Below are 23,891 nucleotides of genomic sequence, written 5' to 3'. Positions count from 1 at the left end.
CTAATTGGCGACCTTGCGATCGAGGAAGTCGTGGATCAGCGGCGCCATGACGTCCAGGCGATCTTCCAGGGCGAAGTGGCCGGAGTCGAGAATATGGACCTCGGCCTTGGGCAGGTCGCGCAGATAGGGATGGGCGCCGGCCACCGGGAAGATCTTGTCGTTCTTGCCCCAGACGATCAGGGTCGGCGGCTGGTAGTCGCGGAAGAACTTCTGGAAGTCCGGATAGAACGGCACGTTGGAGCCGTAGTCGCCGAGCATGTCCAGCTGGACGTCGCGGTTGCCCGGGCGGTCGAGCAGCGCTTGGTCGTGGACCCAGTTGTCGGGGCTGATGCGCGCCACGTCGCCCATGCCGTCGGTGTACTGGAACTTGGTGATGTCCAGCGTGACCAGGTTGTTCAGGGCGTCGCGGTTCTTCTGCGAGCGATCCTTCCAGTACACCTTGATCGGGTCCCAAAACGGCGATTGCAGGCCCTCGTCATAGGCGTTGCCGTTCTGGACGATCAGGCCGCTGACACGCTCTGGATGCTTCAGCGCCAGGCGGTAGCCGATCGGGGCGCCGTAATCCATGACGTACAGGGCGTAGCGTTTGAGGCCCAGCTGGCCGACCAGCTTGTCGACCACGTTGGCCTGGTTGGCGAAGGTGTAGGCGAACTGGTTGTGGTCCGGCGCGTCGCTCTGGCCATAGCCCGGATAGTCAGGCGCGATGACGCGGTATCTGTCGGCCAGGAACGGGATCAGGTTACGGAACATGTGGGACGAGGTCGGGAAACCGTGCAGCAGCACCACCGCCGGACCATCCGCCGGGCCGGCCTCGCGGTAGAACACCTTCACGCCGTCGACCGTGGCGTTGCGATAGTGGATGACCGGCGGCGCCCGACGAGCGAGCGCGGCCTTGGGGGCGGGCGCGGCCAGGGCCGCCGATGCGGGCGCCAAGGCGGCTGTCGAAAAGGTGGCGGCGAGCGCCAGGGATGTGAGCAGGCGAGTCATCGAGGTCTCCTGAGGTTCTCTGGGGATTTTCGGGAAGGAAGCGGTCGCGCCGCATGTGTCGCGGGCGAGGCGCGGCGTGGCGGATCGACTACTTGGCCTGGTCGGCCGCCATCGCGATGAAGTCGGCGACATAGCCGGGCTTGGAGAGCATCACCGCGTGGCTGCTGATTGTTTCGACCAGCGTGGCCTTGGCTCGCACCGCCATCGCGCGCTGGGCTGCGGGCGGGATCATCAAGTCCTGCGTCGCCAGCAGGTAGTAGCTGGGCTTGGCCTTCCAGGCCGGCGCACTGATCTTGGCCCCGACGGCGCCCAGGCCCCAGGGTACCTGGGAGGCGGCCATGAAGCGGGTGACGGCCGGATCGACGTCAGCCGCGAAGGCCGAGGCGAACTTTGCCGGGTCGACCTGGATGAAGCCGTCCTTGGGCGGCAGGAGCGGGGCGGGCGGCGCGCCGGGAACCGGCGTGGTGGCCAGTTGCAGCACCGACTCGCCGGCGTCGGGCGCGAAGGCGGCCAGGTAGACCAAGCTCTTGACCTTGGGGTCGGCGCCGGCCTCGGTGATCACCGCGCCGCCGTAGGAATGGCCGACCAGGATTACTGGGCGCTTGGCCTGGGCGATGGCCTGGCGGACGGCGGCGGCGTCCCCCTCCAGCGTGATGGTCGGGTTCTGGACGATCAGGACCTCGTAGCCCTTCTTCGACAGCAGCTCGTAGACTGGACGCCAGCCCGAGGCGTCGACGAAGGCGCCGTGGACCAGGACGATGGAGATCGGCTTTTCGGCGGCGAAGATTGCGCCAGCGGGGGCCGTGGCGGCGATGGCCGCGATCATTCCAACGAGGGCGCGTTTCATCATGTTCTCCGGGGGACGACCGAGCCCGAGGCGGGCGTTGGCCGATAGGACTAGTCCTCCGGGAGACGTTCGTGGGGTTAGGCGTGGTAAAAGGCGGTCAAGGTTGGAGAAGTCGAGGTGGTGTTTAGAAAACGACCCCGATCTACAGAGAAACCGACGGCTGAACCTGCGTCAGTCATTGAGGCGTGCAGGAGCGGAACCGCAATTTACCGGACTTTACTGGATCAAGCAGTCTAGGCGGGGAATTGTCGATCTGCGCGGGCGTCCGAGAAGACGCGCCGAGCCGAGCGCGACAGTCCGAGGACCTCCCATGACCACGCCGCCGAACTCGAAGACCAGCGTCCTGCCCACGGGCGGTGGCGCGGCGCTTCTGGATCCCGCCGATGCCGTGATCCTGCTGCTGGATCACCAGTCGGGCCTGTTCCAGACCGTCAGGGACATCGCCGTGGCGGACCTGCGGCGCAATGTCGAGATGATCGCTCGGCTCGCGACTCTGCTCAACATCCCGGTGATCACGACGGCGTCCGAGCCGACCGGCTCGAACGGCCCGCTGATGCCCGAGATCCACGAGTTTGCGCCCCACGCCGTCTACGTGCCGCGCAAGGGTGAGGTGAACGCCTGGGACAATGGCGACTTCGTCGACCAGGTCAGGGCCAGCGGCCGCAAGACCCTGATCATGGCGGGCGTCTGGACCAGTGTCTGCGTGATGTTCCCGGCGCTGGACGCGCGCGCGGCAGGCTACGAGGTCTACGCGGTCGTCGACGCCTCGGGCGATCCCAGCGAGATGGCCTCGCGCACCAGTCTCGCTCGCTTCGTCCAGGGCGGGATCAAGCCGACCTCGGCCAATGCGCTGCTGAGCGAGCTGCATCGCACCTGGGCGCGTCCGGAAGCCGCCGAGCTGGCCAGACTCTACGGCCTGGCGGCGCCCAACTACGCCGCGGTCATGGAGAGCTTCCAGAAGGCTCAAGCCGTGGCCAGGGCCGGCGCCTAGAGACCATAAGAACAGACGCAGAAAGACCGGGGCCTCCGATGTTGCCAGACTCTCTTTCCCCCAAGATCGTCCTGTGCCGCGCCGAGGTCGGGGATGTCTCGATCTTCTATCGCGAGGCGGGCGGCCGCGACCGCCCGGCGATCCTGCTGTTGCACGGCTTTCCGACCTCGTCGCATCAGTTCCGGGACCTGATCCCGCGCCTGGCCGACCGTTACCACGTGGTCGCGCCCGACCTGCCGGGCTTTGGCTTCACCACCGCGCCCGACGGCTTCGACTACAGCTTCGCGCGCCTGGCCGAGACCATGGAAGCCTTCACCGACGCCATCGGTCTCGAACGCTATGCGATCTATATCTTCGACTACGGCGCGCCGGTCGGCCTGCGCCTGGCCCTGGCCAGGCCGGGCGCGATCACCGCCATCGTCTCGCAGAACGGCAACGCTTATGAAGACGGCCTCAGCGACGGGTGGGCCGAGACCCGCGCCTACTGGGCCGATCCTTCGCCGGCCAATCGTGAAGCCATGCGCGGCATGTTCACCCTGGAGGCGATGCGCTGGCAGTACACCCACGGCGCGCCCGACGAGACCCAGGTGGCGCCGGAGGGCTACTGGCTGGACCACGCCCTGATGTCGCGTCCGGGCAACGCCGACATTCAGCTGGACCTGATCGCCGACTACCAGAGCAACGTCGCGCTCTATCCGCGCTTTCATGCGTACTTCCGCGAACGCCAGCCGCCGCTCCTGGCGGTCTGGGGGGCGAAGGATCCCTTCTTCCTGCCCGCGGGGGCCGAAGCCTTCCGCCGTGACCTGCCCAAGGCCGAGGTGCGTTTTCTCGATGCGGGGCACTTCGCCCTGGAGACGCACGGTCGCGAGATTGCCGACCACATGGGCGATTTCCTGGGCCGTCATCTCTCATAGGGCCGCGCGGCGTCTAGCGCTCGGCTTGCGCGAGGCGCTCGCGCAGGGCGCGGTTTTCAGCCTCCAGCGCCTCCAGCTTCTCGTGCAGCGGCTGGACGGCGCGAGAGATCTCGGCCTCGGTGAAACGCGGGACGATGTGCTGGGGACAGTTCCAGTCGAACGCCGCCAGCCGCAGCCGGAAGATGCGCTCCGGTTTCGCCCGGTAGCCGGGGTCGAGAAGCTTCGGCAGCAGCTCCGGCTCGGCGTCGAGCGCCAGACGCTCGGCGTGGGCCAGGATTTTCAAGCGAGCGCGTCGGGGATAGTCGACCAGGATCAAGGCCACCCGGTCGTTGGCGTCGAGGTTGCCGACGCTGATGTACTGACGATTGCCGCGGAAGTCGGCGAACGCCAGCGTCGTCTCGTCGATCACCCTCAGGAAGCCCGGCGGCCCGCCGCGGTGCTGGACATAGGGCCAGCCGGTTTCCGACATGCTGGCCATGTAGAAGCTGTCGCGCGCGGCGATGAAGGCCTCTTCGTTGGCGGTGAACGCTTCGGACCGGCGGTCGACCTGCCCGGGCGTCCAGAGATGGTCGGCGCCCATCTCGGCCTGTGCGGCTCTCACGCTCGCCGAGCCGGCGAGGTCTAGGAAGCTGTATCGGCTCACGAAGAGTCCCTTTCTCGCCGGCCTGGCCGCAACCAACGATCTAGTCGACCAGCGCGGCGTCCAGGGTGATCGCGGCGTTCAGTAGCTTGGAGACCGGGCAGTTGGCCTTGGCGCCGGCGGCGAGCTTTTCGAAGGTCTCCTGGTCGGCGCCGGGAATCCGGGCCTTCAGGGTCAGGTGCGAGGCGGTGATCGCGTAGCCGCCGTCGACCTGTTCGAGCGTGACCTTGGCCGAGGTGTCCATCTGGTCGGCCCGCAGCCCAGCCTCGCCCAGCACCAGTGACAGCGCCATAGTGAAACAGGCGGCGTGGGCCGCGCCGATCAGCTCTTCGGGGTTGGAGCCCGCTTGGCCTTCGAAGCGGCTGGAAAAGCCGTAGGGGTAAGCCTGCAGGGCGCCGCTCTCGGTCGAGATCGAGCCCTTGCCGTCCCTGATGCCGCCGCTCCAGGCGGCCGATCCGGTTCTGACGATCTTCATCGCGTTCTCCTGGCGTCTCGAAGTTCAGCCCACGAGACCATGATCGGCGGTCGCCGGCTTGTACAAAAGTGGGGCTTTGGATCCGTCAGTCCCGTGCTTCAGGGCAGCAGGCCTCGCTCATGTCGCGCATGTGCAGACCCGTCTCGTTGGCCGGCCCAAGCGCCTCAGCTTTTTAGTCGTCTCAACCTTTTACACGTGCGTGGGCCGAGGCCGATCCGCTTTCAAGGAAGAGCAGGGCAAGGAGCGCGCCTTCGGTGTCGGACAGGCGCCAGCCGCGATAACTGAACACCGCGCCGCGCCGGAAGTCGGCGGCCGCCTGATCGCGCAGGCGGGGCAGGGCCGCTTCGCCGCGTCCGCCGGGGAACAGTCGGGCCTCAAGTTTCCGGAGGGTGAGTTCCGGGCGACGGGCGAGCCAGGCCTCGCCGATCCTGGCGATGGCGGCGCGATCAAGTTCGGCCAGGCCGGCGGGCGCCTCTCCGCGGGCCAGCACGGGCGTCGCGGCCAGGGCGACGAGAGCGGTCAGCAGATCGCGGCGGCGGATCATTGGGCGCCTTTCAGATGGTCGGCCAGGCGCATGACCAGGGCCAGGATGGTGAGGGTCGGATTGGCGATGCCCGAGGTCGGAAACACCGAACTGCCCGCCACATAGAGGTTGCGGGCCTCGTGCAGCCGCAGGTCGGGATCGACCACGCCCTTGGCCGGATCGGCATGCATCCGCGTCGTGCCCATGTGGTGACGCGAGGCGCTGGAATTGGCCAGCAACTGACCATGCTCGATCGACCAGCACAGCCGTCCTTCGCCGGACGCGCCCAGAGCGTCGGCCAAGCCGGCGACCGAACGCTCCAGATCGGCGTGGTCCCTGTCGCCATAAACCCAGCTTAGCCGGACACGGGGCTCTCCCAGGGCGTCCCGGTGGGCGGGATCCAGGGTCACGCGACTGTCCGGGTTGGGGAAATGTTCGGCCATGGCGAAGTAGCCGAACGTCTGGCCGCCGCCTCCGCCGGTCAGGAGGCCGCCGAGCCTGGCGATCGCCCTGGTGTCCGGGTTGGAGACGTCGGCGCGAAACAGGGTGGCGGTGAAGTTGCCAGTCTTCATGCGCGCCTGGGCGGGCAGGCCCGAGCCGATCACGCAATGGGCGGCCATCCGCTTGGCCGGAGCGTAGAGGTCCATCGGCGCGGCGCGGGTGATCGTCACCGCGGAGCCTTCGGTCTCGGCGTCGCCGTCGTTGCTGTAGGTGACGTGACCCTGGAAGAAGCGGCCGACCAGGTCGTGCGCGTTGCCGAGGCCGTCGGAGGCCAGGAGCAGGCGGACGTTCTCGATGCCGCCACGTGATGGACGCCCAGATCGACGAGGCGGATCTGCGCGAGAGCGACTTGCTCGCCTTCCAGATCGCGATCGAGAAGGCCAATCCGGCCTCGGTCATGTGCGCCTACAACAAGGTCAATGGCGACTGGGCCTGCCAGAACGACGTCCTCCTGAACAAGGTGCTGAAGCGCGACTGGAACTATCCGGGCTGGGTGATGTCCGACTGGGGCGCGGTGCACAGCACGGTCAAGGCCGTCCTGGCCGGCCTCGATCAGCAGTCGGGCCAGGAGCTGGACACCCAGATCTTCTTCGGCGACGACCTGAAGGCGGCCGTCGCGAGGGGCGAGGTCAGCCAGGCCCGCCTCGACGACATGGTCCGCCGCATCCTGCATGGGGTGATCACCTCGGGCCTGATGGACAATCCGACCCCGCTGACCGTCCAGCCGATCGACTACGCCGCCCACGCCAAGGTCGCCCAGGCTGTGGCCGAGCGTGGTGCGGTGCTGCTGAAGAACGACGAGAACCTGCTGCCCCTGGCCAAGAGCGCCAGGAAGATCGTGCTGATCGGCGCCCATGCCGACGTCGGCGTGATCTCGGGCGGCGGCTCGTCCCAGGTGCGCTCGGTCGGCGGCGCGCCGGTCGAGATCCCGCTGAACGGCGGCGAGGCGGCCTCGTTCGTCCGCATCACCTGGCACGCCTCTTCGCCGCTGGAGGCGATCAAGGCCGCCGCGCCGGGCGCCGAGGTCGTCTATGTCGACGGCAAGGACCCGGCCGCCGCCGCGGCCGCCGCCAAGGACGCCGACGTCGCCATCGTCTTTGCCTGGCACTGGCAGACCGAAGCGCAAGACGCCCCATCGATCGTCCTGCCCGAGAACCAGGACGCCTTGATCGAGGCGGTCGCCGCCGCCAACAAGAATTCCATCGTGGTGCTGGAGACCGGCGGCCCGGTGACCATGCCCTGGCTCGACCGGGTCGGGGCGGTGCTGCAGGCTTGGTACCCCGGTCAGCGCGGCGGCCAGGCCATCGCCCGCCTGCTGTTCGGCGAGGTCAATCCGTCGGGCCGCCTGGCCATGACGTTCCCGAAGACCGCCGACCAGGCGCCGCGCGCGAGCGCCCCGGGCTTCGCCGAGCAGGCCGCCATCGACGACTCCCGCCGCGCCGGCCAGAAGGCGGGACCGATCAAGGGTTTCCCCGTGAAATACGTCGAGGGCGCGGCCGTCGGCTACCGCTGGTACGCCCAGGAAAAGCGCCAGCCGCTCTATCCGTTCGGCTACGGCCTCTCCTACACGACCTTCGGCTACCAGAACCTCAAGGTCGAGGACGGCGAGGGGCTGAAGGTCAGCTTCGACGTCACCAACACCGGCAAGGTGGCCGGCGCCGACACGCCGCAGCTCTACGTCACGTCCGGCCGGCGCAAGCCCATGGTCCGCCTGGCGGGCTTCCAGAAGGTCGACCTGGCGCCGGGCCAGACAAAGCGCCTCACCCTGAGTGTCGAGCCGCGCATCCTGGCCGACTATGATCCAGCCAAGCCGGGCTGGACGATCGCCCCGGGCAGCTATCCGCTCTATGTCGGCCATCATGCGGGCGACGCCGTGCTGGGCGGCAAGGCCCAGTTGAAAGCCTGGACGAGGAAGCCGTGATGCGCGCCCTGAACATCGCCGTCGTGGCGCTGACCCTGGCGATCGCGATGCCGGCCGTCGCCGCGCCGAAGCTGCGGGCCTGGGTGACCACGGGCGACAAGACCCAGCTCCTGACCGCCCAGGCCCCGTCCAGCCTCGCCACCGCCGACCAGATCGCCGGCCTGCCGACGCTCGTCGTCGATCCCAAGGAGCGGCGCCAGTCGATGGTCGGCTTCGGCGGCGCGATCACCGACGCCTCGGCCTGGCTGATCCAGACCAGGCTCTCGCCCGACCAGCGCGACAAGCTGCTGCGCGAACTCTACGGGCGCGGTGAGGGGCAGCTGGGCTTCAGCTTCACCCGGATCACCATTGGCGCGTCCGACTTCTCGCTGGACCACTACAGCCTCGACGACGGCCCCGGCGGCGCGGCCGATCCGAAGCTGGAGCACTTCTCGCTGGCGCGGCCGCAACAGTACGTCTTCCCGACGGTCCGCGCGGCGCTGAGGATCAATCCCGCCCTCAAGGTGATGGCCTCGCCCTGGAGCGCGCCGGCCTGGATGAAGACCAGCGGCTCGCTGATCCAGGGCCAGCTCAAGCCCGCGGCCTATCCGGTCTATGCCGACTTCTTCGCTCGCTACGTCAAAGGGGCTCGGAAGCTCGGCGTGCCGACCGACTATCTCAGCATCCAGAACGAGCCGGACTTCGAACCCGACAGCTATCCGGGCATGCGCTGGCCGGCCCCTGATCGGGCGCGCTTCTTCGGCGAGAACCTGGCGCCGACGTTCAAGCGCGAGAAGATCGCCACCAGGGTTCTCGACTGGGACCATAACTGGGACCAGCCTCAACAGCCGCTGACCGTCCTGGCCGACCCGAAAGCCAAGGCCTTCCTGGCGGGCGTCGCCTGGCACTGCTACGCGGGCGAGGTTTCGGCCCAGGACCAGGTGAGGGCGGCCCATCCCGACGAAGACGCCTTCCTGACGGAGTGTTCGGGCGGGCAATGGGCGCCGAAGTTCGACGACAGCTTCGCCTGGATGGTCGAGAACCTGATCATCGGCTCCACCCGGGCCGGCGCGCGCGGCGTCCTGATGTGGAATCTGGCGCTGGACGAGACGTTCGGCCCGCACAAGGGCGGCTGCAACGACTGCCGGGCCTTCGTCACGATCGACAGCCGAACCGGCGCGATCACCCGCACCCAGGAATATTACGCTTTCGGTCATGCCAGCCGTTTCGTGAAGCCCGGCGCGACGCGGATCGGCTCGCCCGCCAAGCTCGGCGACCTGCGCACCGTGGCGTTCCAGAATCGCGACGGCGGTCGCGTCCTGATCGTGCTCAACCTCGGGCCCCAGCCGGCGACGTTCGCGATCAGCGAAGGCGCGAACCGCTTCAGGGCCACGGCCCCTGGCCGCGCGGCAGTGACGTTCGTCTGGTGAGCTGCGGGCTGGAAGCCTCGCTGACCGATCGGGCCGGAGCGCGTGGGCGGCGATGGCGCGAGAGCAACCATCGACTGGGTTCCTTGATCTGCGACAATGGCTGGCGTTTCGACGCCGGCCATTTTGCGCTAGAGGCTTTCGGCGATTTTCGTCCGTTCACCCGTCCATACGGATTGAATTTCGAAGGTCGGGGCGCCAAGTCGGGGCGCTGAGGTTGGCGTGGGCGTGAGGACGACGTGGGATCATCCCCAAAAGAGGCCGGACTGGTCCGCCAGGCGCACAGCCTGACGGCGGACCTGACGACGCCCAGTCGCGGCCTTTACTGGCTCGACCTCCTGCTGACGGCGGCGGCGGCCTGGGGCGGCCTGGCCCTGGCGGCCACGACCCATGGCCTGGCGATCGGCCTGGCCGCGGGCCTGGTCGGCCTGCTGGCCCTCTATCGCGGCCTCAGCTTCATCCACGAGATCAGCCACCTGCGGCCTAAGGACGTGCCGGGATTCCGCCTGGGCTGGAACCTGCTGATCGGCGTGCCGCTGATGACGCCGTCGATGATGTACGAGGGCGTGCACAACCTGCACCACGCCAAGGACCGTTTCGGCACCGCACGCGATCCCGAATACCTGCCGCTGGGCCGCTATTCGCCGTTCAAGCTGGTGCTGTTCGCGGCGATCTCGCTGCTGGCCCCGCTGGGCGTGATCCTGCGCTCGGGGATCCTGATCCCGCTGTCCTTCGTAGTTCCCGCCGTGCGCCGGCTGGTCCGGACCAAGCTGTCGGCGCTCGTGATCAATCCCGACTTCGTGCGCGAGGACAACGACAAGACCCGGCCGGACTGGCTGGCCCAGGAGGTGGGCTGCTGGCTGTGGTGTTGGAGCATCGCGGCCCTGACCGTCGCCGGGATTGTGCCGATCCGCGTGGTTCTGACCTGGTTCGCGCTGTTCTCCCTGGCCACCTTCGTCAACCAATTGCGGACCCTGGTCGCCCACTATTGGGAGAACGACGGCGAGCGAATGAGCTTTGAGGACCAGTTCCTGGACTCGGTCAACGTGCCGCCGCCGGCCCTGCTGCCGTTCCTGTGGGCGCCGGTGGGCCTGCGCTACCACGCCCTGCATCACCTGCTGCCGCGCTTGCCGTATCACAACCTGGGCAAGGCTCACGCCCGGCTGTCGGCCCAGCTGGCGGCGACCTCGCCCTATCACCGGGTCGAGGAGAAGGGCCTTTTCGTGGCTCTGGGCAAGCTGTTCCGCCGCGCGGGGATGACGCCCGCCGTGGCGATCGAGGCCGAGACGGCCGAACGCCAGAGCGCCTGAGAAGGCCGTGACGAGCGGGACCTAGAGCATCGCGCGGAAAAGTGGATGCCGGTTTTCCGCAAAAGCGATGCGAAAACAAAAATCTAGAGCAAGCCGCGCGATTCTTATATCGCGCGGCTTGCTCTAGACCGCCAAGGCCTGGACCACCGTCTCGCACAGCCGATGCGTCTCCAGCGCGTCCAGCGCCGACAGCCGGCGGCCGCTGCGCACCGCGTCCAGAAAATGTTCGCACATCGCCTCGAAGCCGCGCTGGCGACCGACGGAGGTCCAGGCGCCCCGTCGGGTCAACGCCTCGACGGGGCCCTGGTCGACGATCTGCTCGATGTCGATGATCCTGCGCTTCTGTCCCTGGCCGGAGACTTCCAGCAGCTCTTCGCTGGCGCCGCTGAGCCGGTTCATGATCCCGACCGCGTCGCGTCCGTCGCCCGACAACGACAGCACCACATGTTCCAGCCGGCCGTCGCCGACCCGGCCGCGCACGGCGGCCTGGCGCGCGCCTGGAGCCAGGAAGCGCAGGGTGTCAACCACGTGGATGTAGTCGTCGAACACCGCCCGGCGCACGTCGTCCAGCGGCCCGGGCCGGTTCTTCTGCATCAGCACCAGCGGCAGGTTCAGGGCGGCGGCGTCGCGATAGGCCGGGGCGAAGCGGCGGTTGAAGCCCACCATCAGCGAGACGCCCCGGGTCTCGGCCAGATCGACCAGCGCCTCGCTGTCGGCGGCGTTGTCGGCGATCGGCTTGTCGACCAGGGTCGGCACGCCGGCCTCCAGCAGGCGGCGGAGGATGTCGGGATGGGCGGCCGTGGCGGCGTGGACCAGCGCGCCGTCCAGGCCTTGCGCCAGGGCCGTGTCGAGGTCGGCGTGCAGTCGCTCCACCCGCCAGGCCGCGCCCAGTTCGGCCAGGGTCTGGGCGTTGCGGGTGACGAACACCAGCTCGACGTCGGCGCGAGGCCCCAGCACGGGCAAGTAGGCCTTCCGGGCGATGTCGCCCAGGCCGATCATGGCGATGCGCAGGGTCATGGGGCTTCCCGATGAAGCAGCAGGTGGTCGGCCAGAGCGCCAGCGTCCCAGGATTCCCCACGCGGGGCGAGGAACAGCGGAACACTGTCCAGAAACGGGGCCAGCGCCTGGGCCGTCTGGCCAAGGTCGGGGGCGTCCAGGCTTTCGCTCATGACGACGGCGGCGACCTGCGCCCGGGCGGCGCGCAGGACGACCAGGGCGGTCAGCACATGGCTGATCGTGCCCAGATAGGACCCCGCCACCAGCAGCACCGGCGCGCCCAGGGCGGCGATCATGTCGAGATTGGTCTCGCCGTCGGTCAGGGGCGACATCACCCCGCCGGCCCCCTCGACCAGCAGCAGGCCGTCGCGCAGCTCGGCGGTCCGCGCCACCGCGTCGATGATCATGTCGTCCAAAACCAGGGTCTGGCCCTCCAGCCGCGCGGCGATGTTGGGCGCCAGCGGGGCGCGGTAGCGGCGGGGGGCGATACGCAGCACGGCGCCGGGATCGCCCAGGGCGGCGGCCAGCCGGGCCGGGTCGCTACCCGCCGCGTCCCTGGGATCGAAGCCGCTGACCACCGGCTTGAAGGCGTCGACGGTCGCGCCTCGGGCCTTCAGGGCGCGGATCAAGGCGCAGCTGACATAGGTCTTGCCGATGTCGGTGCCCGTGCCGGTCACGAACAGGGCCGGCATCAGGGCCGCGCCTTCACGTAGGGCTTCACCAGCTGCGCCAGGCGGGCGACCTCGGCGTCGGGGTGCTCGGCGCTGAAGGCGATGCGCAGGCGGGCCGCGCCGGCCGCCACGGTGGGCGGGCGGATGGCCACCACCAGGAAGCCCTCGGCCTCCAGCGCCCGCGAGGCGTCCAGGGCGTCCTGGGCCTCGCCGATGATCACCGGCACGATCGGGCTGGTCGCGGCGGGCAGGCCGACGGCCTGGGTGAAGGCGCGGGCCTTGGCCAGGGGCAGGGCGGTCAGGGCGGGATCGCCCTCGACGATGTCCAGCGCCGCCAGAGCGGCGGCGGCGGCGGCCGGCGGCAGGCCAGTGGTGTAGACCAGGGTGCGGGCCCGGGTCTTGAGCAGGTCGACCACGGCCTGCGAGCCGCACAGATAGCCGCCATACGCGCCCAGGGCCTTGGACAGGGTGCCCATCTGGAACGGGATCTGGGCCTCGGGGAACAGGGCGGCCGAGCCGCGGCCATGCGCCAGCACGCCCACGCCGTGGGCGTCGTCCGACAGCAGCCAGGCGTCGTTGGCCTCGCAGACCGCCGACAGCCAGTCCAGCGGGGCGATGTCGCCGTCCATCGAGAACACCCCGTCGGTGGCGACCAGGGCGTGGCGGGCGCTCGACCGATGCTCGGCCAGCAGGGCGGCCAGATGGTCGGTGTCGTTGTGGGCGAAGGGCAGGATCCGGGCGCCCGACAGCTGGGCCCCGGCCCAGATGCAGGCGTGGGCCAGCTCGTCAACCAGCACGATGTCGCCCTTGCCGGCGAAGGTGGGGATCACGCCGGTATTGGCCAGGTAGCCCGAGCCGAACACCACGCAGGCCTGGGTCCCCTTCAACCGGGCCAGCCGGGTCTCCAGTTCCGACAGCAGGGGCGTGTCGCCGGTCACCAGCCGGGAAGCGCCGGAGCCCGCGCCATAGGTCTCGACCGCGGCCTGGGCGGCGGCCTTGACCGCCGGATGCTGCGACAGGCCCAGATAGTCGTTGCAGGAAAAGGACAGCAGCCTGCGGCCGTCGCGCTCGACAAAGGCGCCGGCGGTGCGCCGGGTGGGCCGCAGCCGACGCATCAGGCTGGCGGCCTCCAGGCGCTGGATCTTGTCGGCGGCGTAGGTGTCCAGACTGTGCATCGCGGTTCCCGTTTGCCCCCCGGCGCCGGAGGGCATAGGCAGTGCGCCCCGCCGAAGCAATGAAGGATCGCGTCATGACCGTTCAGAGCCCCGACTGGCTGGGCGCCGGTGCGCGCCACGTCTGGCGGCCCTACTGCCAGATGAAGACCGCCCGGCCGCCGCTGCCGGTGGTCGCCACGCGCGGCTCACGGCTGATTCTGGCTGACGGGCGCGAACTGGTCGATGGCCTGGCCTCATGGTGGACCGCCTGCCACGGCTACAACCATCCCCATATCGCGGGGGCGATCCGCGACCAGCTGGAGCGCATGCCGCACGTGATGTTCGGCGGCCTGGCCCACGAACCGGCCTATCGCCTGGCCCGGCGCCTGGCCGACCTGCTGCCGGGCGATCTGAATCACGCCTTCTTCGCCGAGTCCGGCTCGGTGTCGGTCGAGATCGCCATGAAGATGGCGCTGCAGTTTCACATCAACCGCGGGCGGGAAGGGCGGACCCGGTTCCTGTCGTTCCGCGGCGGCTATCACGGCGACACCCTGGCGACCATGACCGTCTGCGACCCGGAGGAGGGCATGCACAGCCTGTTCTCGGGCGTGATGCCGTCGCAGGTGATCGCCGACCTGCCGGTGGACGCGGCGTCGGAGGCGGCGCTGGACGCCGTGCTGGCCCAGCGGGGCGGGGAGATCGCCGCCATCCTGACCGAGCCGCTGGTCCAGGGCGCGGGCGGCATGCTGTTCCACGCGTCCGACGTGCTGCGGACCTTGCGCCGGCTGGCCGACAAACATGGCGTGCTGCTGATCTTCGACGAGATCTTCACCGGTTTCGGGCGGACCGGCGAACTATTCGCCATGCAGGCGGCAGGCGTCGAGCCCGACATCGTCACCCTGTCCAAGGCCCTGACCGGCGGGACCCTGCCGCTGTCGGTCGCGGTGGCCTCCAGCCGGGTGTTCCAGGCCTTCTGGTCGGACGACCCCGGCGCGGCCTTGATGCACGGCCCGACCTACATGGGTAACGCCCTGGCCTGCGCGGCCGCCAACGCCTCGCTGGACCTGTTCGAGGACGGCGCCTGGCCGGCCGACGTGGCCCGGGTCTCGGCGGCGTTGGCCGAGGGGCTGGAGCCGGTCCGGTCCGCGCCGGGCGTGGTCGATGTCCGGGTGCTGGGGGCGATCGGGGTGGTGGAATTCGACGCGCCGGTGGCCGTCGGGGCGCTGTGCGACGCCTTCGCGGCCGAAGGGGCGTGGATCCGGCCGATGGGCAGGACGGTCTACCTGACCCCCGCCTTCACGACGCCCGACGCGGACCTGGCGATCCTGACGCGCGCGGTCCGCAAGGTTGTGGGCGCCGGCGGGGTTGAAGGATCGGGCGGGGTCTGATCCAAGCGGGCCATGTCGTCGAACTCGCCCCTGACGGCGCTTGAGCGCCTGGCCATCGCGGCCATCATCCTGACCTGGGGCCTGAACAACGCCGCGGCCAAGGTGGCGACGGCGGAGCTGCCGCCGATGATGGTCGGGGCCCTGCGCTTCGCCCTGGCCCTGGCCTTCCTGGCCCCGTTTCTGAAGCCGCCGTTCCCATGGTCGCGGCGCTTGGCGGCTATCTGCCTGCTGTCCGGCCCGATCCACTTCGGGATCATCTACATCGCCTTCGGCATGGCCAAGTCGCTGAGCCCGCTGGTGGTGGCCACCCAGCTGTGGATCCCGTTTACCGCCCTGTTCGCCTGGAAGATGCTGGGCGAGACCATGAAGCCGCTGGCCGTCGCCGGCCTGGTCGTGGCCTTCGTCGGGGTGGCCTGGATGAGCCTGGACCCGCATGGGGCGGCCGACCTGCCCGCCATCGCCCTGGGCGTGCTCGCCAGCGCCTGCTGGGCCCTGGCCACGGTGTTCGTGCGCCAGACACCGGGCGCCAAGCCGCTGCAGGTCCAGGCCCTGACCGCCGTCGTCGCCGCGCCGGTGCTGCTGGCCCTGTCGTTCGGCTTCGAGGACAATGTCGTGGAGCGGGTCCGGACGGCCGCGCCGATCGCCTGGGCCTGCGTGGCCTTCGCCGGCGTGGTCTCGACCATCGGGGCCAGCGCCCTGCTGTTCTGGCTTGTCCAGCGGCGCGAGGCGGGTCGGGTGACGCCCTATTTCCTGCTCACGCCCCTGGTGTCGTGCACCATCGGCGTGCTGTTCATGGGCGACGCCCTGTCGCCTCAGCTGGTGATCGGCGCGGCCGCGACCATGGGCGGCGTGGCCCTGGTGGCCCTGACGGCGAAGAAAGCGCCGCCGCCGGAGGGGGAGGCAACCTAGGTTCATCCTAAATCCGCTCATCCCGGCGTTCGCCGGGATGAGCGGATCAAAATCTGACCCTCTGGTCCTAAACCAGAGGGTCAGGCAGACAGCGCTACGCTACTTCACCACCCCGCACGCCACCCGGGCGCCGGCGCCGCCGATCGGCTGGGTCTTGTAATCGTCGGGGCTGGCGTGGATCACGATCGACGAGCCGTCGGCGTCGAGCAGGGCGGGGCGGCCGCCGGCGCCGTTCAGCGACACCAGGGGCGAGAAAAGTTCCGCGGTCGCCGAGCCGTCAGCGGCGGCGAACAGGTTGGGCAGGTCGCCGTTGTCGTTGCCGTCCGGGTTCAAAAGGCCATGGACGACGGCGGTCGTGGTGTGGACGTGGGCCCCGGCCGACTTGAAGTCCGGCGCGCCGCAATCGCCCTTCTCGTGGAAGTGCAGGCCGTGCCAGCCCGGCGTCAGGCCCTTGGCCTCGATGCGCAGCAGCACGCCGTGCGGCGCCTCGGTCAGGGTGGCGGTTCCGATCGCCTTGCCGTCGGCGCCCTTCAGCTCGGCGGTGGCGGCCTGGGCGATCGAGACGGGGGCGGCGGTCGCCGCGGCGATCAAGCCGAAGGACACGGCGAGGGCGGAGACAAGCGAGGTCTGGCGCATCTGAAACTCCCGGAAAAGCCCAAGGGATTGGGGGATCGAGGCCGCGAAGGTGGCGTCTTGGCGAGGGGAATGCTAACTGTTTTTGACGGTTCCGTGTTCGATTCTGACGGCGAAAAATTCCCTTGAGCGACGATCAAAACACCATCCCCGGGTCCCCGGCCTCGCCGGGCGCTCGCGGGGACGTTTCCCCCATCAATATCGAGGACGAGCTGCGCCGCTCGTATCTCGACTATGCGATGAGCGTGATCGTCAGCCGCGCCCTGCCGGACGCGCGCGACGGCCTCAAGCCGGTGCACCGCCGGGTGCTGTTCTCGATGCACGAGCAGGGCCAGACGCCGGAGCGGCCTTACGTCAAGTCGGCCCGCGTGGTCGGCGACGTGATGGGTAAGTACCACCCGCACGGCGACGCCTCGATCTATTTCACCCTGGTGCGGATGACCCAGTCATTCTCGATGGGGCTGGTGCTGATCGACGGCCAGGGCAATTTCGGCTCGGTCGACGGCGATATGCCCGCGGCCATGCGCTACACCGAGTGCCGCATGGCGCCGCCGGCCATGTCGCTGCTGGCCGACCTCGACAAGGATACGGTCGACTTCCAGGACAATTACGACGGCAAGGAGCAGGAACCCGTCGTCCTGCCGTCGCGGATCCCCAACCTGCTGGTCAACGGCGCGGGCGGCATCGCCGTCGGCATGGCCACCAACATCCCGCCGCACAATCTGGGCGAGGTGATCGACGCCTGCCTGCTGATGATCGACCAGCCGGACTGCACCACCGACCAGCTGCTGGACCTGGTGCCGGGCCCCGACTTCCCGACCGGCGGCGAGATCATCGGCCGGGCCGGTCCGCGCCAGGCGCTGCTGACCGGCCGCGGCTCGGTGGTGATGCGGGGCCTGGCCACCGTCGAGGAGATCCGCAGCGGCCGCGAGGCCATCGTGATCACGGCCATTCCCTATCAGGTGAACAAGGCCAATCTGGTCGAGTACATCGCCGAAATGGTCCGCGACAAGCGGATCGAGGGCGTGTCCGACATCCGCGACGAGAGCAACCGCGACGGCATGCGCATCGTCGTCGAGCTGAAGCGCGACGCCTCGGGCGAGGTGATCCTCAACCAGCTCTACCGCTTCACGGCGCTGCAGACCTCGTTCGGCGTCAACATGCTGGCCCTGAACCGCGGCCGGCCCGAGCAGATGGGCCTGCGCCAGCTGATCGAGCTGTTCGTCCAGTTCCGCGAAGAGGTGGTGGTCCGGCGGACCAAGTTCGAGCTGGGCAAGGCGCGCGACCGCGGCCACGTCCTGGTCGGCCTGACCATCGCCGTCGCCAATATCGACGAGTTCATCCACATCATCCGCTCGTCCAAGGATCCGACCGAGGCCCGCGAGCGGCTGGTGGCCAAGTCCTGGCCGGCCGGCGACATGCTGCCGCTGGTCGAACTGATCGCCGACCCGCGCACCGTGCAGGAAGACGGCGGCTTCATCCGCCTGACCGACGAGCAGGCCCGCGCCATCCTGGCCCTGACCCTGTCGCGCCTGACGGGCCTGGGCCGCGACGAGATCGGCAACGAGGCCGCCGCCCTGGCCGAGGCCATCAAGGGCTATCTGGACCTGCTGTCGGACCGCGCCAACATCATGGCCGTGGTCCGCGAGGAGCTGGTCGAGGTGCGCGACAAGTTCGCCATCCCCCGCCGCTGCCAGATCGTCGATGGCGACGCCGACGTCGAGGACGAGGACCTGATCGTCCGCGAGGAGATGGTCATCACCGTCACCCTGGGCGGCTACGTCAAGCGCACGCCGCTGGCCGCCTATCGCACCCAGCACCGGGGCGGCAAGGGCAAGGCCGGCATGGCCACCAAGAACGAGGACGCCGTCACCCGCGTGTTCTCGGCCTCGACCCATGCTCCGCTGCTGTTCTTCACCTCGGGCGGCAAGGTCTACAAGATGAAGGTCTGGCGCCTGCCGCTGGGCGTCGCCAACAGCCGGGGCAAGGCGTTCGTCAACCTGCTGCCGATCGAGCCGGGCGAGACCATCACCTCGATCCTGGCCCTGCCGGAGGACGAGGCCACCTGGAACGCCCTGGACGTGATGTTCGCCACCCGCTCGGGCAGCGTACGCCGCAACAAGCTGTCGGACTTCGTGGACGTGCGCCGCAACGGCAAGATCGCCATGAAGCTGGACGAGGGCGACGGCATCGTCGGCGTCGCCGTCTGCGACAGCAGCAAGGACATCCTGCTCAACACAGCCTCGGGCCGCTGCATCCGCTTCTCGGCCGACGAGGTGCGGGTGTTCGCCAGCCGCGACTCCACCGGCGTGCGCGGCGTACGCCTGGCCGAAGGCGACAGCGTCATCTCGATGAGCGTGCTGCGCAATGTCGACGCCACCCCGGCCGAACGCGCCGCCTATCTCAAGCACCAGCGCGCCCTTGCCCGGGCCCTGGGCGAGGAAGGCGACGAGGCTCCGGCCGTAGCGGAAGAGGGCGAGGAAGACGGCGGCGAGGCCAGCCTGACCCCCGAGCGCATCGCCGAGCTGGGCGCCGCCGAGGAAATCCTGTTGACCGTCTCGTCGGAAGGCTTCGGCAAGCGCACCAGCGCCTATGACTACCGCCGCACCGGCCGCGGCGGCCAGGGCCTGACGGCCCAGGACCTCAGCAAGCGCGGCGGCAGGCTGGTCGGCTCGTTCCCGGTCGAGGAGGGCGACCAGATCCTGCTGGTCACCGACGCCGGCCAGATGATCCGCGTGCCGGTCTCGCAAATTCGTGTTGCGGCGCGGAATACTCAAGGCGTAACCATCTTCCGCACCGCCGCCGACGAGCACGTCGTCAGCGTCGAGCGCCTGGCCGAAACCGGCGGAGACGACAACACGGGCGACGAAAACGGGGCGGACGAGACCTCGTAAGCGTGCCCATCAAGGGGCCAGGGCTCAAGCCCGGGTGAGGGAAAAGCATGCGGATCGGTCTCTACCCGGGCACCTTCGACCCGGTCACCAACGGCCACCTCGACATCATCGGTCGAGCGGTCAAGCTGGTCGACAGGCTGGTGATCGGGGTGGCGGTGAACATCGGCAAGGGGCCGCTGTTCACGCTGGACGAACGGGTGGAGATGGTGCGGCGCGAAACCGCCCACCTGACCAAGATCGCCGAGATCGAGGTCCGGCCGTTCGACAGCCTGCTGATGCATTTCGCCCGCGAAGTCGAGGCCCAGATGATCGTGCGCGGCCTGCGGGCCGTGGCCGACTTCGAATACGAATTCCAGATGACGGCCATGAACCAGCAGCTCGACCGCGAGATCGAGACCGTGTTCCTGATGGCCGACCCCCGCCACCAGGCCATCGCCTCGCGCCTGGTCAAGGAGATCGCGGCCCTGGGCGGCGACGTCCACAAGTTCGTGCCGCCGGGCGTGGCCGAGCAGTTGCTGGGCAAGCTGGCGAAGTAGGGGCTCGGCGCGGCTGGGTCATGCGGGCGCGGTGGGCCGCTAGGATCCGTCTCGACGATCAACCAGGTCCGCTTGGCGGTTGGAAATAGCTAAGCGCTGGTTGTGGCGGTAATTGTCTGACAAAAATGACGCCACGTCTTGTGAGCACCGCCAAAGGTGCGGTAGCAAGGCGAAAAAGGGGAAGCGTCATGCGGCTCGGATCGAAATCGCCCGGCATGGTCTTATCCGGGCTGGCGGCCTTGACGCTGATCCTAAGCGCGGCGCCCGCGTCCGCGCAGGATCGGGACGGTCCGGCCGCGTCCAAAGCCTTGTCGACCGCGACCTGGACACCGGACAATGGCGACGGCACCTTCACCAACCCCTTGTTCTATGACGAATTCTCAGATCCGGACCTGATCCGCGTCGGCGACTGGTTTTACCTCACCGGCACCACCATGCACGCCATGCCGGGCCTGCCGATCCTGCGCTCGAAGGACCTGGTGAACTGGGAATTCGTCGCCTACGCCCTGGACAAGCTCGACCTTGGCCCGGCCTACCGACTGGAGGACGGCCAGAATATCTATGGTCAGGGTATTTGGGCGCCGTCCTTCCGCTACCACGACGGCAAGTTCTACATCTTCTCGAACGTCAACCACCAGACGACCCAGATGTTCACGGCCACCGATCCGAAGGGACCGTGGACGCGGACGCCGATGAAGCGCAGCTTTCACGACCTGTCCGTGTTGTTCGACGACGACGGCAAGGCCTATGTCGTCTGGGGTCACCAAGGGATGCGCCTGGCCCAGCTGACGGACGACCTGACCGACATCGTTGCGGGCACCGAACGCGTCCTGTTCGCCGACGACGCCGGCATGGGCGAGGGCGCCCATTTCTACAAGATCGACGGCAAGTACTACATCATCAGCGCCGAATATGCCGGCGGCTTCAGAATGCCGGCGGCGCGGGCGGATCATGTGCTGGGGCCGTATGAGGTCAATCGGGCGATCAGCCTGCACGAAGACTTCGGCATGGCCTCGAGCAGGCGCACGGGTTCGCCCAAGCCGCCGTTCAAGTTCTCGGAGCCCGACCCCGCCGCCAAACATGGCCTGGCGCTGCACCAGGGGGGCGTCATCCAGACGCCCGCGGGCGAATGGTGGGGCTTTTCGATGATGGATTTCAATTCCGTCGGGCGCCTGCTCAGCCTGTCCCCGGTCACCTGGAAGGACGGCTGGCCCTATTTCGGCTTGCCGGGCAACCTGACGCGCACCCCGCGGACCTGGGTGAAGCCGAAGACCGCCACGCCGCAGCCCGTGCGTACGCCCTTCCGGCGCAGCGACGATTTCTCCGCGCCGCAGCTTCAGCCCCTGTGGCAGTGGAACCATGTCCCGGTCGACGGCAAGTGGTCGTTGTCGGAACGGCCGGGCTTCCTGCGGCTTCACGCCCTGCCGGCGACCTCGTTCTATGACGCGCGCAACACCCTGACGCAGCGGGCGATCGGGCCGATGTCGACGCCGACCGTCCTGCTCGACGCGTCGAACCTGAAGCCGGGCGACACGGCCGGCCTGGGCCTGCTCAATCTGCCCTATGCGACCTTGGGCGTCGAAAGGCGCGCTGACGGGCTCGACCTGGTCCTTTATGACCAGCGCCCCGACAAGTCGGTGCGGGTGAAGATGACCGGGACGCGCGTCTGGCTCCGGGCTGACTGCGACTTTCTGACCGAGCGGGCGCGCTTCAGCTATTCATTCGACGGCGCCGCCTTCACCCCGATCGGCGACGCGGTCGAACTGTTCTACCAGCTCTTCACCTTCCAGGGCGTTCGCTACGGATTGTTCAACTACAACACGACCGGCGCCGACGGCGGTTTCGCCGATTTCGACAGCATCGACGTCCGTCAGCCGCATACCCACGGCCTGATGCGACCCATCCCCTATGGCCGACCGATCCAGCTGACGTCTTTCCATGCGACGACCGGACTGGCGGCCGGGCGCTGGGGCCTTGCTGCGGATGTTCCGACGCCGTTCGAGGTCGTCGATCGCCGGCTGGGCCGCGTCGCCCTGCGATCGGGCGGGCGCTATGTCACGGTCGGCGCGGATGGAGCGGTGACGCTCGTGGCCGGCCGGTCGGGCGCGGCGCAGAACTTCCAGTGGATTGAAACGCCGACGGGCGAACTGGTGCTGATGTCATTGGCCACCAACCGCTTTCTGCGCATCGATCCGAAGACCGGCGATATCCGGGCCGACAGTCCTGGCCCCATGCCGGACAACAGCGACGGCGCGCGCTTCATCTGGTCGCAATAGACAGAGTGGTGCCACCCAATCCCGGGGGGAGGCTCACCGGCGCAACGCATCATCACGCACCCAGCGAGTTGAACGCGACAGCGACGACCCATGCGGAGACTCCAAGTCGTGCGCCGGAAACTCGCCGGAATTCTCCGCTCTAACGCAGCGCCACTTGTCGTCCGCGCGGCGGCGTTCTACGCCGTCGGGTCAGTTCTATCGGGGATCTCCATGAAGCTTGCGTCCATCGCCGCCATCCTGGCGCTCACCGCGGCCTCGGCCGCCAGCGCCCAGCAGGCTTCCGATTGGCGGACGCCCGATCCTGAGAACATCCTGGTGGTCGACACCAACAAGGGCCGGATCATCGTCGAGCTGTCGCCCGAGACCGCGCCCAACCACGTGGCGCGGGTGCGCCAGCTGGCCAAGGCCCATTTCTATGACGGTCTGACCTTCTTCCGGGTCATCGACAGCTTCATGGCCCAGACCGGCGATCCCAAGAACGACGGCACCGGCGGCTCGGACCAGCCGAACCTGGCGGCCGAGTTCCTGTTCCGCCGTGGTCCCGGCTACGCGCCGGCCGGCAAGTCGGGAACCACCGAGATGGGTTTCGTCGGCGCGCTGCCGGTCTACAGCCAGAACAGCGCCCTGGCGGCCATGACCGCCGACGGCAAGGTGGCCGCCTGGGGCGCCTTCTGTCCCGGCGTGCTGGGCATGGCCCGGGCAGGCGACCCCGACAGCGCCAACAGCCAGTTCTTCTTCATGCGCCAGCACTACCCGTCGCTGGAAAAGACCTACACCCCCTTCGGCCGCGCCCTGACCGGCATCGAGGCGATCCGGGCGATCAAGACCGGCGAGCCGGTTCCCGATCCGCAGGACAAGATGCTGACCGTCCGCGTGCTGTCCGACATGCCGGCCGCCCAACGCCCGACCATCCAGGTGATGGACACCCGCTCGGCGGCCTTCGCGGCCCTGGTCGAGAAGAAGCGCGCCAGCATGGGCGGCGCCTTCGGGCCTTGCGACGTCGATGTTCCGGTGCAGGTGAAATAGATGATCCGAACCCTGCTCGCCTCGCTCGCCGTTCTCTCCAGCCTCGTCGCGGTCGAGGGAGCCCAGGCCGCGCCGAAGGTCGCGCCTCCCAAGGCGGCGGACTGGCGGACGCCGGCGGCCGAGGACGTGGTGGTGATCGACACCAGCAAGGGCCGGGTGATCCTTGAGCTGATTCCCGAGGTCGCTCCCGGCCACGTGGCGCGCTTCCAGGAGCTGACCCGCGAGGGGGTCTATGACGGCCGAACCTTCTTCCGGGTGATCGACCGCTTCATGGCCCAGACCGGCGATCCGGACGACACGGGCGAGGGCGGCACGAAAAAGCCCAACCTCAAGGCCGAGTTCACCTTCCGGCGCGACGCCTCCACCCCATTCGTGGCCGCCGCCGCCCCGGCCGGCGCCGAGGTGGGCCTGCTGAAGTCGCTGCCGGTGGTCAGCCAGGCCTGGAGCTGGTCCGAGATGACCTCGGACAGGAAGGTCTCGGCCTGGGGGACCTACTGTCCCGGCGTGGTCGGCGAGGCTCGGGACGAGGGCGTCGACTCGGCCAACAGCCAGTTCTTCCTGATGCGCCAGCCCTATCCGTCGCTGGACAAGCGCTACACCGCCTTTGGCCGGGTGCTGGTCGGGCTGGACGTGGTGCGGGCGATCAAGACCGGCGAGCCGGTCGAGAAGCCGCAGGACCGGATGATCAAGGTGCGGCTGCTGGCCGACATCCCGGCGAACGAGCGCCCGACGGTGCGGGTTGTCGACCCGGCCAGCTACTGGTTCAAGGGCGAGATCGCCCGCAAGCGCGCGGCTCGCGGCGCGGATTTCTCGGTCTGCGACCTCGATCTGGCGGTCGACGTCCGCTAGGCCCTAGGCTTGGCTGTAGCAATTGATCCGCGTTCGGGATGCAA

The 23,891-nt window shown here is 68.7% G+C and carries 21 protein-coding genes and 1 pseudogene; 12 read left to right on the top strand and 10 right to left on the bottom strand.

The genetic code is table 11. The features are described 5' to 3' along the window. On the bottom strand, window positions 1-987 hold the full coding sequence (locus EV278_RS09780) for an alpha/beta hydrolase (RefSeq protein WP_132090032.1): 987 nt from the start codon (window positions 985-987) through the stop codon (window positions 1-3). 88 nt (window positions 988-1,075) lie between these two features. Next, window positions 1,076-1,834: an alpha/beta hydrolase gene (locus EV278_RS09775; RefSeq protein WP_132090031.1), complete on the bottom strand. Its 759-nt coding sequence runs from the start codon at window positions 1,832-1,834 to the stop codon at window positions 1,076-1,078. A gap of 310 nt (window positions 1,835-2,144) precedes the next feature. Here EV278_RS09775 and EV278_RS09770 point away from each other — a divergent pair, with 310 nt between their 5' ends. Both EV278_RS09770 and EV278_RS09765 read left to right on the top strand, forming a co-directional pair. After that, on the top strand, window positions 2,145-2,825 hold the full coding sequence (locus EV278_RS09770) for an isochorismatase family protein (RefSeq protein WP_132090028.1): 681 nt from the start codon (window positions 2,145-2,147) through the stop codon (window positions 2,823-2,825). 38 nt (window positions 2,826-2,863) lie between these two features. Next, window positions 2,864-3,739, top strand: coding sequence for an alpha/beta hydrolase (locus EV278_RS09765; protein ID WP_132090026.1), 876 nt, complete (start codon window positions 2,864-2,866; stop codon window positions 3,737-3,739). A gap of 13 nt (window positions 3,740-3,752) precedes the next feature. Here EV278_RS09765 and EV278_RS09760 read toward each other — a convergent pair whose 3' ends face one another. From EV278_RS09760 to EV278_RS09745, 4 genes are all read right to left on the bottom strand, one after another. Continuing rightward, window positions 3,753-4,340, bottom strand: a complete 588-nt coding sequence (locus EV278_RS09760; protein WP_243692146.1) for a pyridoxamine 5'-phosphate oxidase family protein — start codon at window positions 4,338-4,340, stop codon at window positions 3,753-3,755. An 82-nt stretch (window positions 4,341-4,422) separates the two neighbouring features. After that, window positions 4,423-4,854 carry an OsmC family protein gene (locus EV278_RS09755; protein ID WP_132090023.1) on the bottom strand — a complete coding sequence of 144 codons (432 nt, stop codon included), beginning with the start codon at window positions 4,852-4,854 and terminating at the stop codon, window positions 4,423-4,425. 181 nt (window positions 4,855-5,035) lie between these two features. Next, window positions 5,036-5,398: a hypothetical protein gene (locus EV278_RS09750; protein ID WP_132090021.1), complete on the bottom strand. Its 363-nt coding sequence runs from the start codon at window positions 5,396-5,398 to the stop codon at window positions 5,036-5,038. Further along, window positions 5,395-6,048, bottom strand: coding sequence for a GMC family oxidoreductase (locus EV278_RS09745; protein ID WP_243692145.1), 654 nt, complete (start codon window positions 6,046-6,048; stop codon window positions 5,395-5,397). The genes EV278_RS09750 and EV278_RS09745 overlap by 4 nt, the downstream gene beginning before the upstream one ends. 128 nt (window positions 6,049-6,176) lie before the next feature. On the opposite strand from EV278_RS09745, the pseudogene EV278_RS09740 reads away from it, so the two are divergent. The 3 genes and pseudogenes from EV278_RS09740 to EV278_RS09730 form a co-directional block, all read left to right on the top strand. Next, a pseudogene (locus EV278_RS09740) lies at window positions 6,177-7,799 on the top strand (glycoside hydrolase family 3 C-terminal domain-containing protein); the annotation flags it as partial. Continuing rightward, window positions 7,799-9,208 (top strand): glycoside hydrolase family 30 beta sandwich domain-containing protein, encoded by a 1,410-nt coding sequence (locus EV278_RS09735; protein WP_132090018.1) that lies wholly within the window; start codon window positions 7,799-7,801, stop codon window positions 9,206-9,208. The pseudogene EV278_RS09740 and the gene EV278_RS09735, both read left to right, overlap by 1 nt. Window positions 9,209-9,444: 236 nt before the next feature. Further along, window positions 9,445-10,515, top strand: coding sequence for a fatty acid desaturase (locus EV278_RS09730; RefSeq protein ID WP_132090015.1), 1,071 nt, complete (start codon window positions 9,445-9,447; stop codon window positions 10,513-10,515). A 123-nt stretch (window positions 10,516-10,638) separates the two neighbouring features. Here the strand turns inward: EV278_RS09730 and EV278_RS09725 are convergent, their stop codons facing one another. Genes EV278_RS09725 through bioF form a run of 3 tightly spaced genes read right to left on the bottom strand, consistent with a single transcriptional unit; the run spans window position 10,639 to window position 13,357 of the window. Beyond that, entirely contained in the window at window positions 10,639-11,532 is an 894-nt protein-coding gene (locus EV278_RS09725) for a Gfo/Idh/MocA family oxidoreductase (RefSeq protein ID WP_207905468.1), read from the bottom strand. Next, the gene (gene bioD / locus EV278_RS09720; RefSeq protein ID WP_132090012.1) at window positions 11,529-12,203 is read right to left on the bottom strand and encodes a dethiobiotin synthase; all 675 of its coding nucleotides are present in this window, start codon (window positions 12,201-12,203) and stop codon (window positions 11,529-11,531) included. The genes EV278_RS09725 and bioD overlap by 4 nt, the downstream gene beginning before the upstream one ends. Continuing rightward, entirely contained in the window at window positions 12,203-13,357 is a 1,155-nt protein-coding gene (gene bioF, locus EV278_RS09715; RefSeq protein WP_132090009.1) for an 8-amino-7-oxononanoate synthase, read from the bottom strand. Before bioF ends, bioD begins: the two co-directional genes overlap by 1 nt. Before the next feature lie 74 nt (window positions 13,358-13,431). On the opposite strand from bioF, the gene EV278_RS09710 reads away from it, so the two are divergent. Continuing rightward, the gene (locus tag EV278_RS09710) at window positions 13,432-14,724 is read left to right on the top strand and encodes an adenosylmethionine--8-amino-7-oxononanoate transaminase (RefSeq protein ID WP_132090006.1); all 1,293 of its coding nucleotides are present in this window, start codon (window positions 13,432-13,434) and stop codon (window positions 14,722-14,724) included. Between the two features lie 12 nt (window positions 14,725-14,736). Next, window positions 14,737-15,633: a DMT family transporter gene (locus EV278_RS09705; protein ID WP_132090003.1), complete on the top strand. Its 897-nt coding sequence runs from the start codon at window positions 14,737-14,739 to the stop codon at window positions 15,631-15,633. Between the two features lie 99 nt (window positions 15,634-15,732). Here the strand turns inward: EV278_RS09705 and EV278_RS09700 are convergent, their stop codons facing one another. Continuing rightward, window positions 15,733-16,269 (bottom strand): superoxide dismutase family protein, encoded by a 537-nt coding sequence (locus EV278_RS09700; RefSeq protein ID WP_132090000.1) that lies wholly within the window; start codon window positions 16,267-16,269, stop codon window positions 15,733-15,735. A gap of 122 nt (window positions 16,270-16,391) precedes the next feature. On the opposite strand from EV278_RS09700, the gene gyrA reads away from it, so the two are divergent. The 5 genes from gyrA (at window position 16,392) to EV278_RS09675 (ending at window position 23,847) form a co-directional block, all read left to right on the top strand. Beyond that, a complete protein-coding gene (gene gyrA, locus EV278_RS09695; protein WP_132089997.1) occupies window positions 16,392-19,160 on the top strand; it encodes a DNA gyrase subunit A in 2,769 nt (922 codons plus the stop codon). A 47-nt stretch (window positions 19,161-19,207) separates the two neighbouring features. Beyond that, a complete protein-coding gene (coaD, locus tag EV278_RS09690) occupies window positions 19,208-19,696 on the top strand; it encodes a pantetheine-phosphate adenylyltransferase (protein ID WP_132089994.1) in 489 nt (162 codons plus the stop codon). A gap of 308 nt (window positions 19,697-20,004) precedes the next feature. After that, window positions 20,005-21,972: a family 43 glycosylhydrolase gene (locus tag EV278_RS09685; protein WP_243692144.1), complete on the top strand. Its 1,968-nt coding sequence runs from the start codon at window positions 20,005-20,007 to the stop codon at window positions 21,970-21,972. A 210-nt stretch (window positions 21,973-22,182) separates the two neighbouring features. Further along, window positions 22,183-22,998 (top strand): peptidylprolyl isomerase, encoded by an 816-nt coding sequence (locus EV278_RS09680; protein WP_132089988.1) that lies wholly within the window; start codon window positions 22,183-22,185, stop codon window positions 22,996-22,998. Next, window positions 22,999-23,847, top strand: coding sequence for a peptidylprolyl isomerase (locus EV278_RS09675; protein WP_132089985.1), 849 nt, complete (start codon window positions 22,999-23,001; stop codon window positions 23,845-23,847). Window positions 23,848-23,891 lie beyond the last annotated feature (44 nt).

It is taken from the genome of Caulobacter sp. BK020, from assembly GCF_004342605.1.
Taxonomy (GTDB): domain Bacteria; phylum Pseudomonadota; class Alphaproteobacteria; order Caulobacterales; family Caulobacteraceae; genus Caulobacter.
This window is presented reverse-complemented; position numbering and strand designations above follow the sequence as displayed.

Bases quoted from the DNA above. Each gene is read 5' to 3' on its own strand.
- EV278_RS09675 (WP_132089985.1), top strand. From the start codon at position 22,999: ATGATCCGAACCCTGCTCGCCTCGCTCGCCGTTCTCTCCAGCCTCGTC.
- EV278_RS09725 (WP_207905468.1), bottom strand. From the start codon at position 11,532: ATGACCCTGCGCATCGCCATGATCGGCCTGGGCGACATCGCCCGGAAG.
- EV278_RS09735 (WP_132090018.1), top strand. From the start codon at position 7,799: ATGCGCGCCCTGAACATCGCCGTCGTGGCGCTGACCCTGGCGATCGCG.
- EV278_RS09765 (WP_132090026.1), top strand. From the start codon at position 2,864: ATGTTGCCAGACTCTCTTTCCCCCAAGATCGTCCTGTGCCGCGCCGAG.
- coaD (WP_132089994.1), top strand. From the start codon at position 19,208: ATGCGGATCGGTCTCTACCCGGGCACCTTCGACCCGGTCACCAACGGC.
- EV278_RS09680 (WP_132089988.1), top strand. From the start codon at position 22,183: ATGAAGCTTGCGTCCATCGCCGCCATCCTGGCGCTCACCGCGGCCTCG.
- EV278_RS09780 (WP_132090032.1), bottom strand. From the start codon at position 987: ATGACTCGCCTGCTCACATCCCTGGCGCTCGCCGCCACCTTTTCGACA.
- EV278_RS09770 (WP_132090028.1), top strand. From the start codon at position 2,145: ATGACCACGCCGCCGAACTCGAAGACCAGCGTCCTGCCCACGGGCGGT.
- bioF (WP_132090009.1), bottom strand. From the start codon at position 13,357: ATGCACAGTCTGGACACCTACGCCGCCGACAAGATCCAGCGCCTGGAG.
- EV278_RS09750 (WP_132090021.1), bottom strand. From the start codon at position 5,398: ATGATCCGCCGCCGCGATCTGCTGACCGCTCTCGTCGCCCTGGCCGCG.
- bioD (WP_132090012.1), bottom strand. From the start codon at position 12,203: ATGCCGGCCCTGTTCGTGACCGGCACGGGCACCGACATCGGCAAGACC.
- EV278_RS09705 (WP_132090003.1), top strand. From the start codon at position 14,737: ATGTCGTCGAACTCGCCCCTGACGGCGCTTGAGCGCCTGGCCATCGCG.
- EV278_RS09775 (WP_132090031.1), bottom strand. From the start codon at position 1,834: ATGAAACGCGCCCTCGTTGGAATGATCGCGGCCATCGCCGCCACGGCC.
- EV278_RS09755 (WP_132090023.1), bottom strand. From the start codon at position 4,854: ATGAAGATCGTCAGAACCGGATCGGCCGCCTGGAGCGGCGGCATCAGG.
- EV278_RS09710 (WP_132090006.1), top strand. From the start codon at position 13,432: ATGACCGTTCAGAGCCCCGACTGGCTGGGCGCCGGTGCGCGCCACGTC.
- EV278_RS09700 (WP_132090000.1), bottom strand. From the start codon at position 16,269: ATGCGCCAGACCTCGCTTGTCTCCGCCCTCGCCGTGTCCTTCGGCTTG.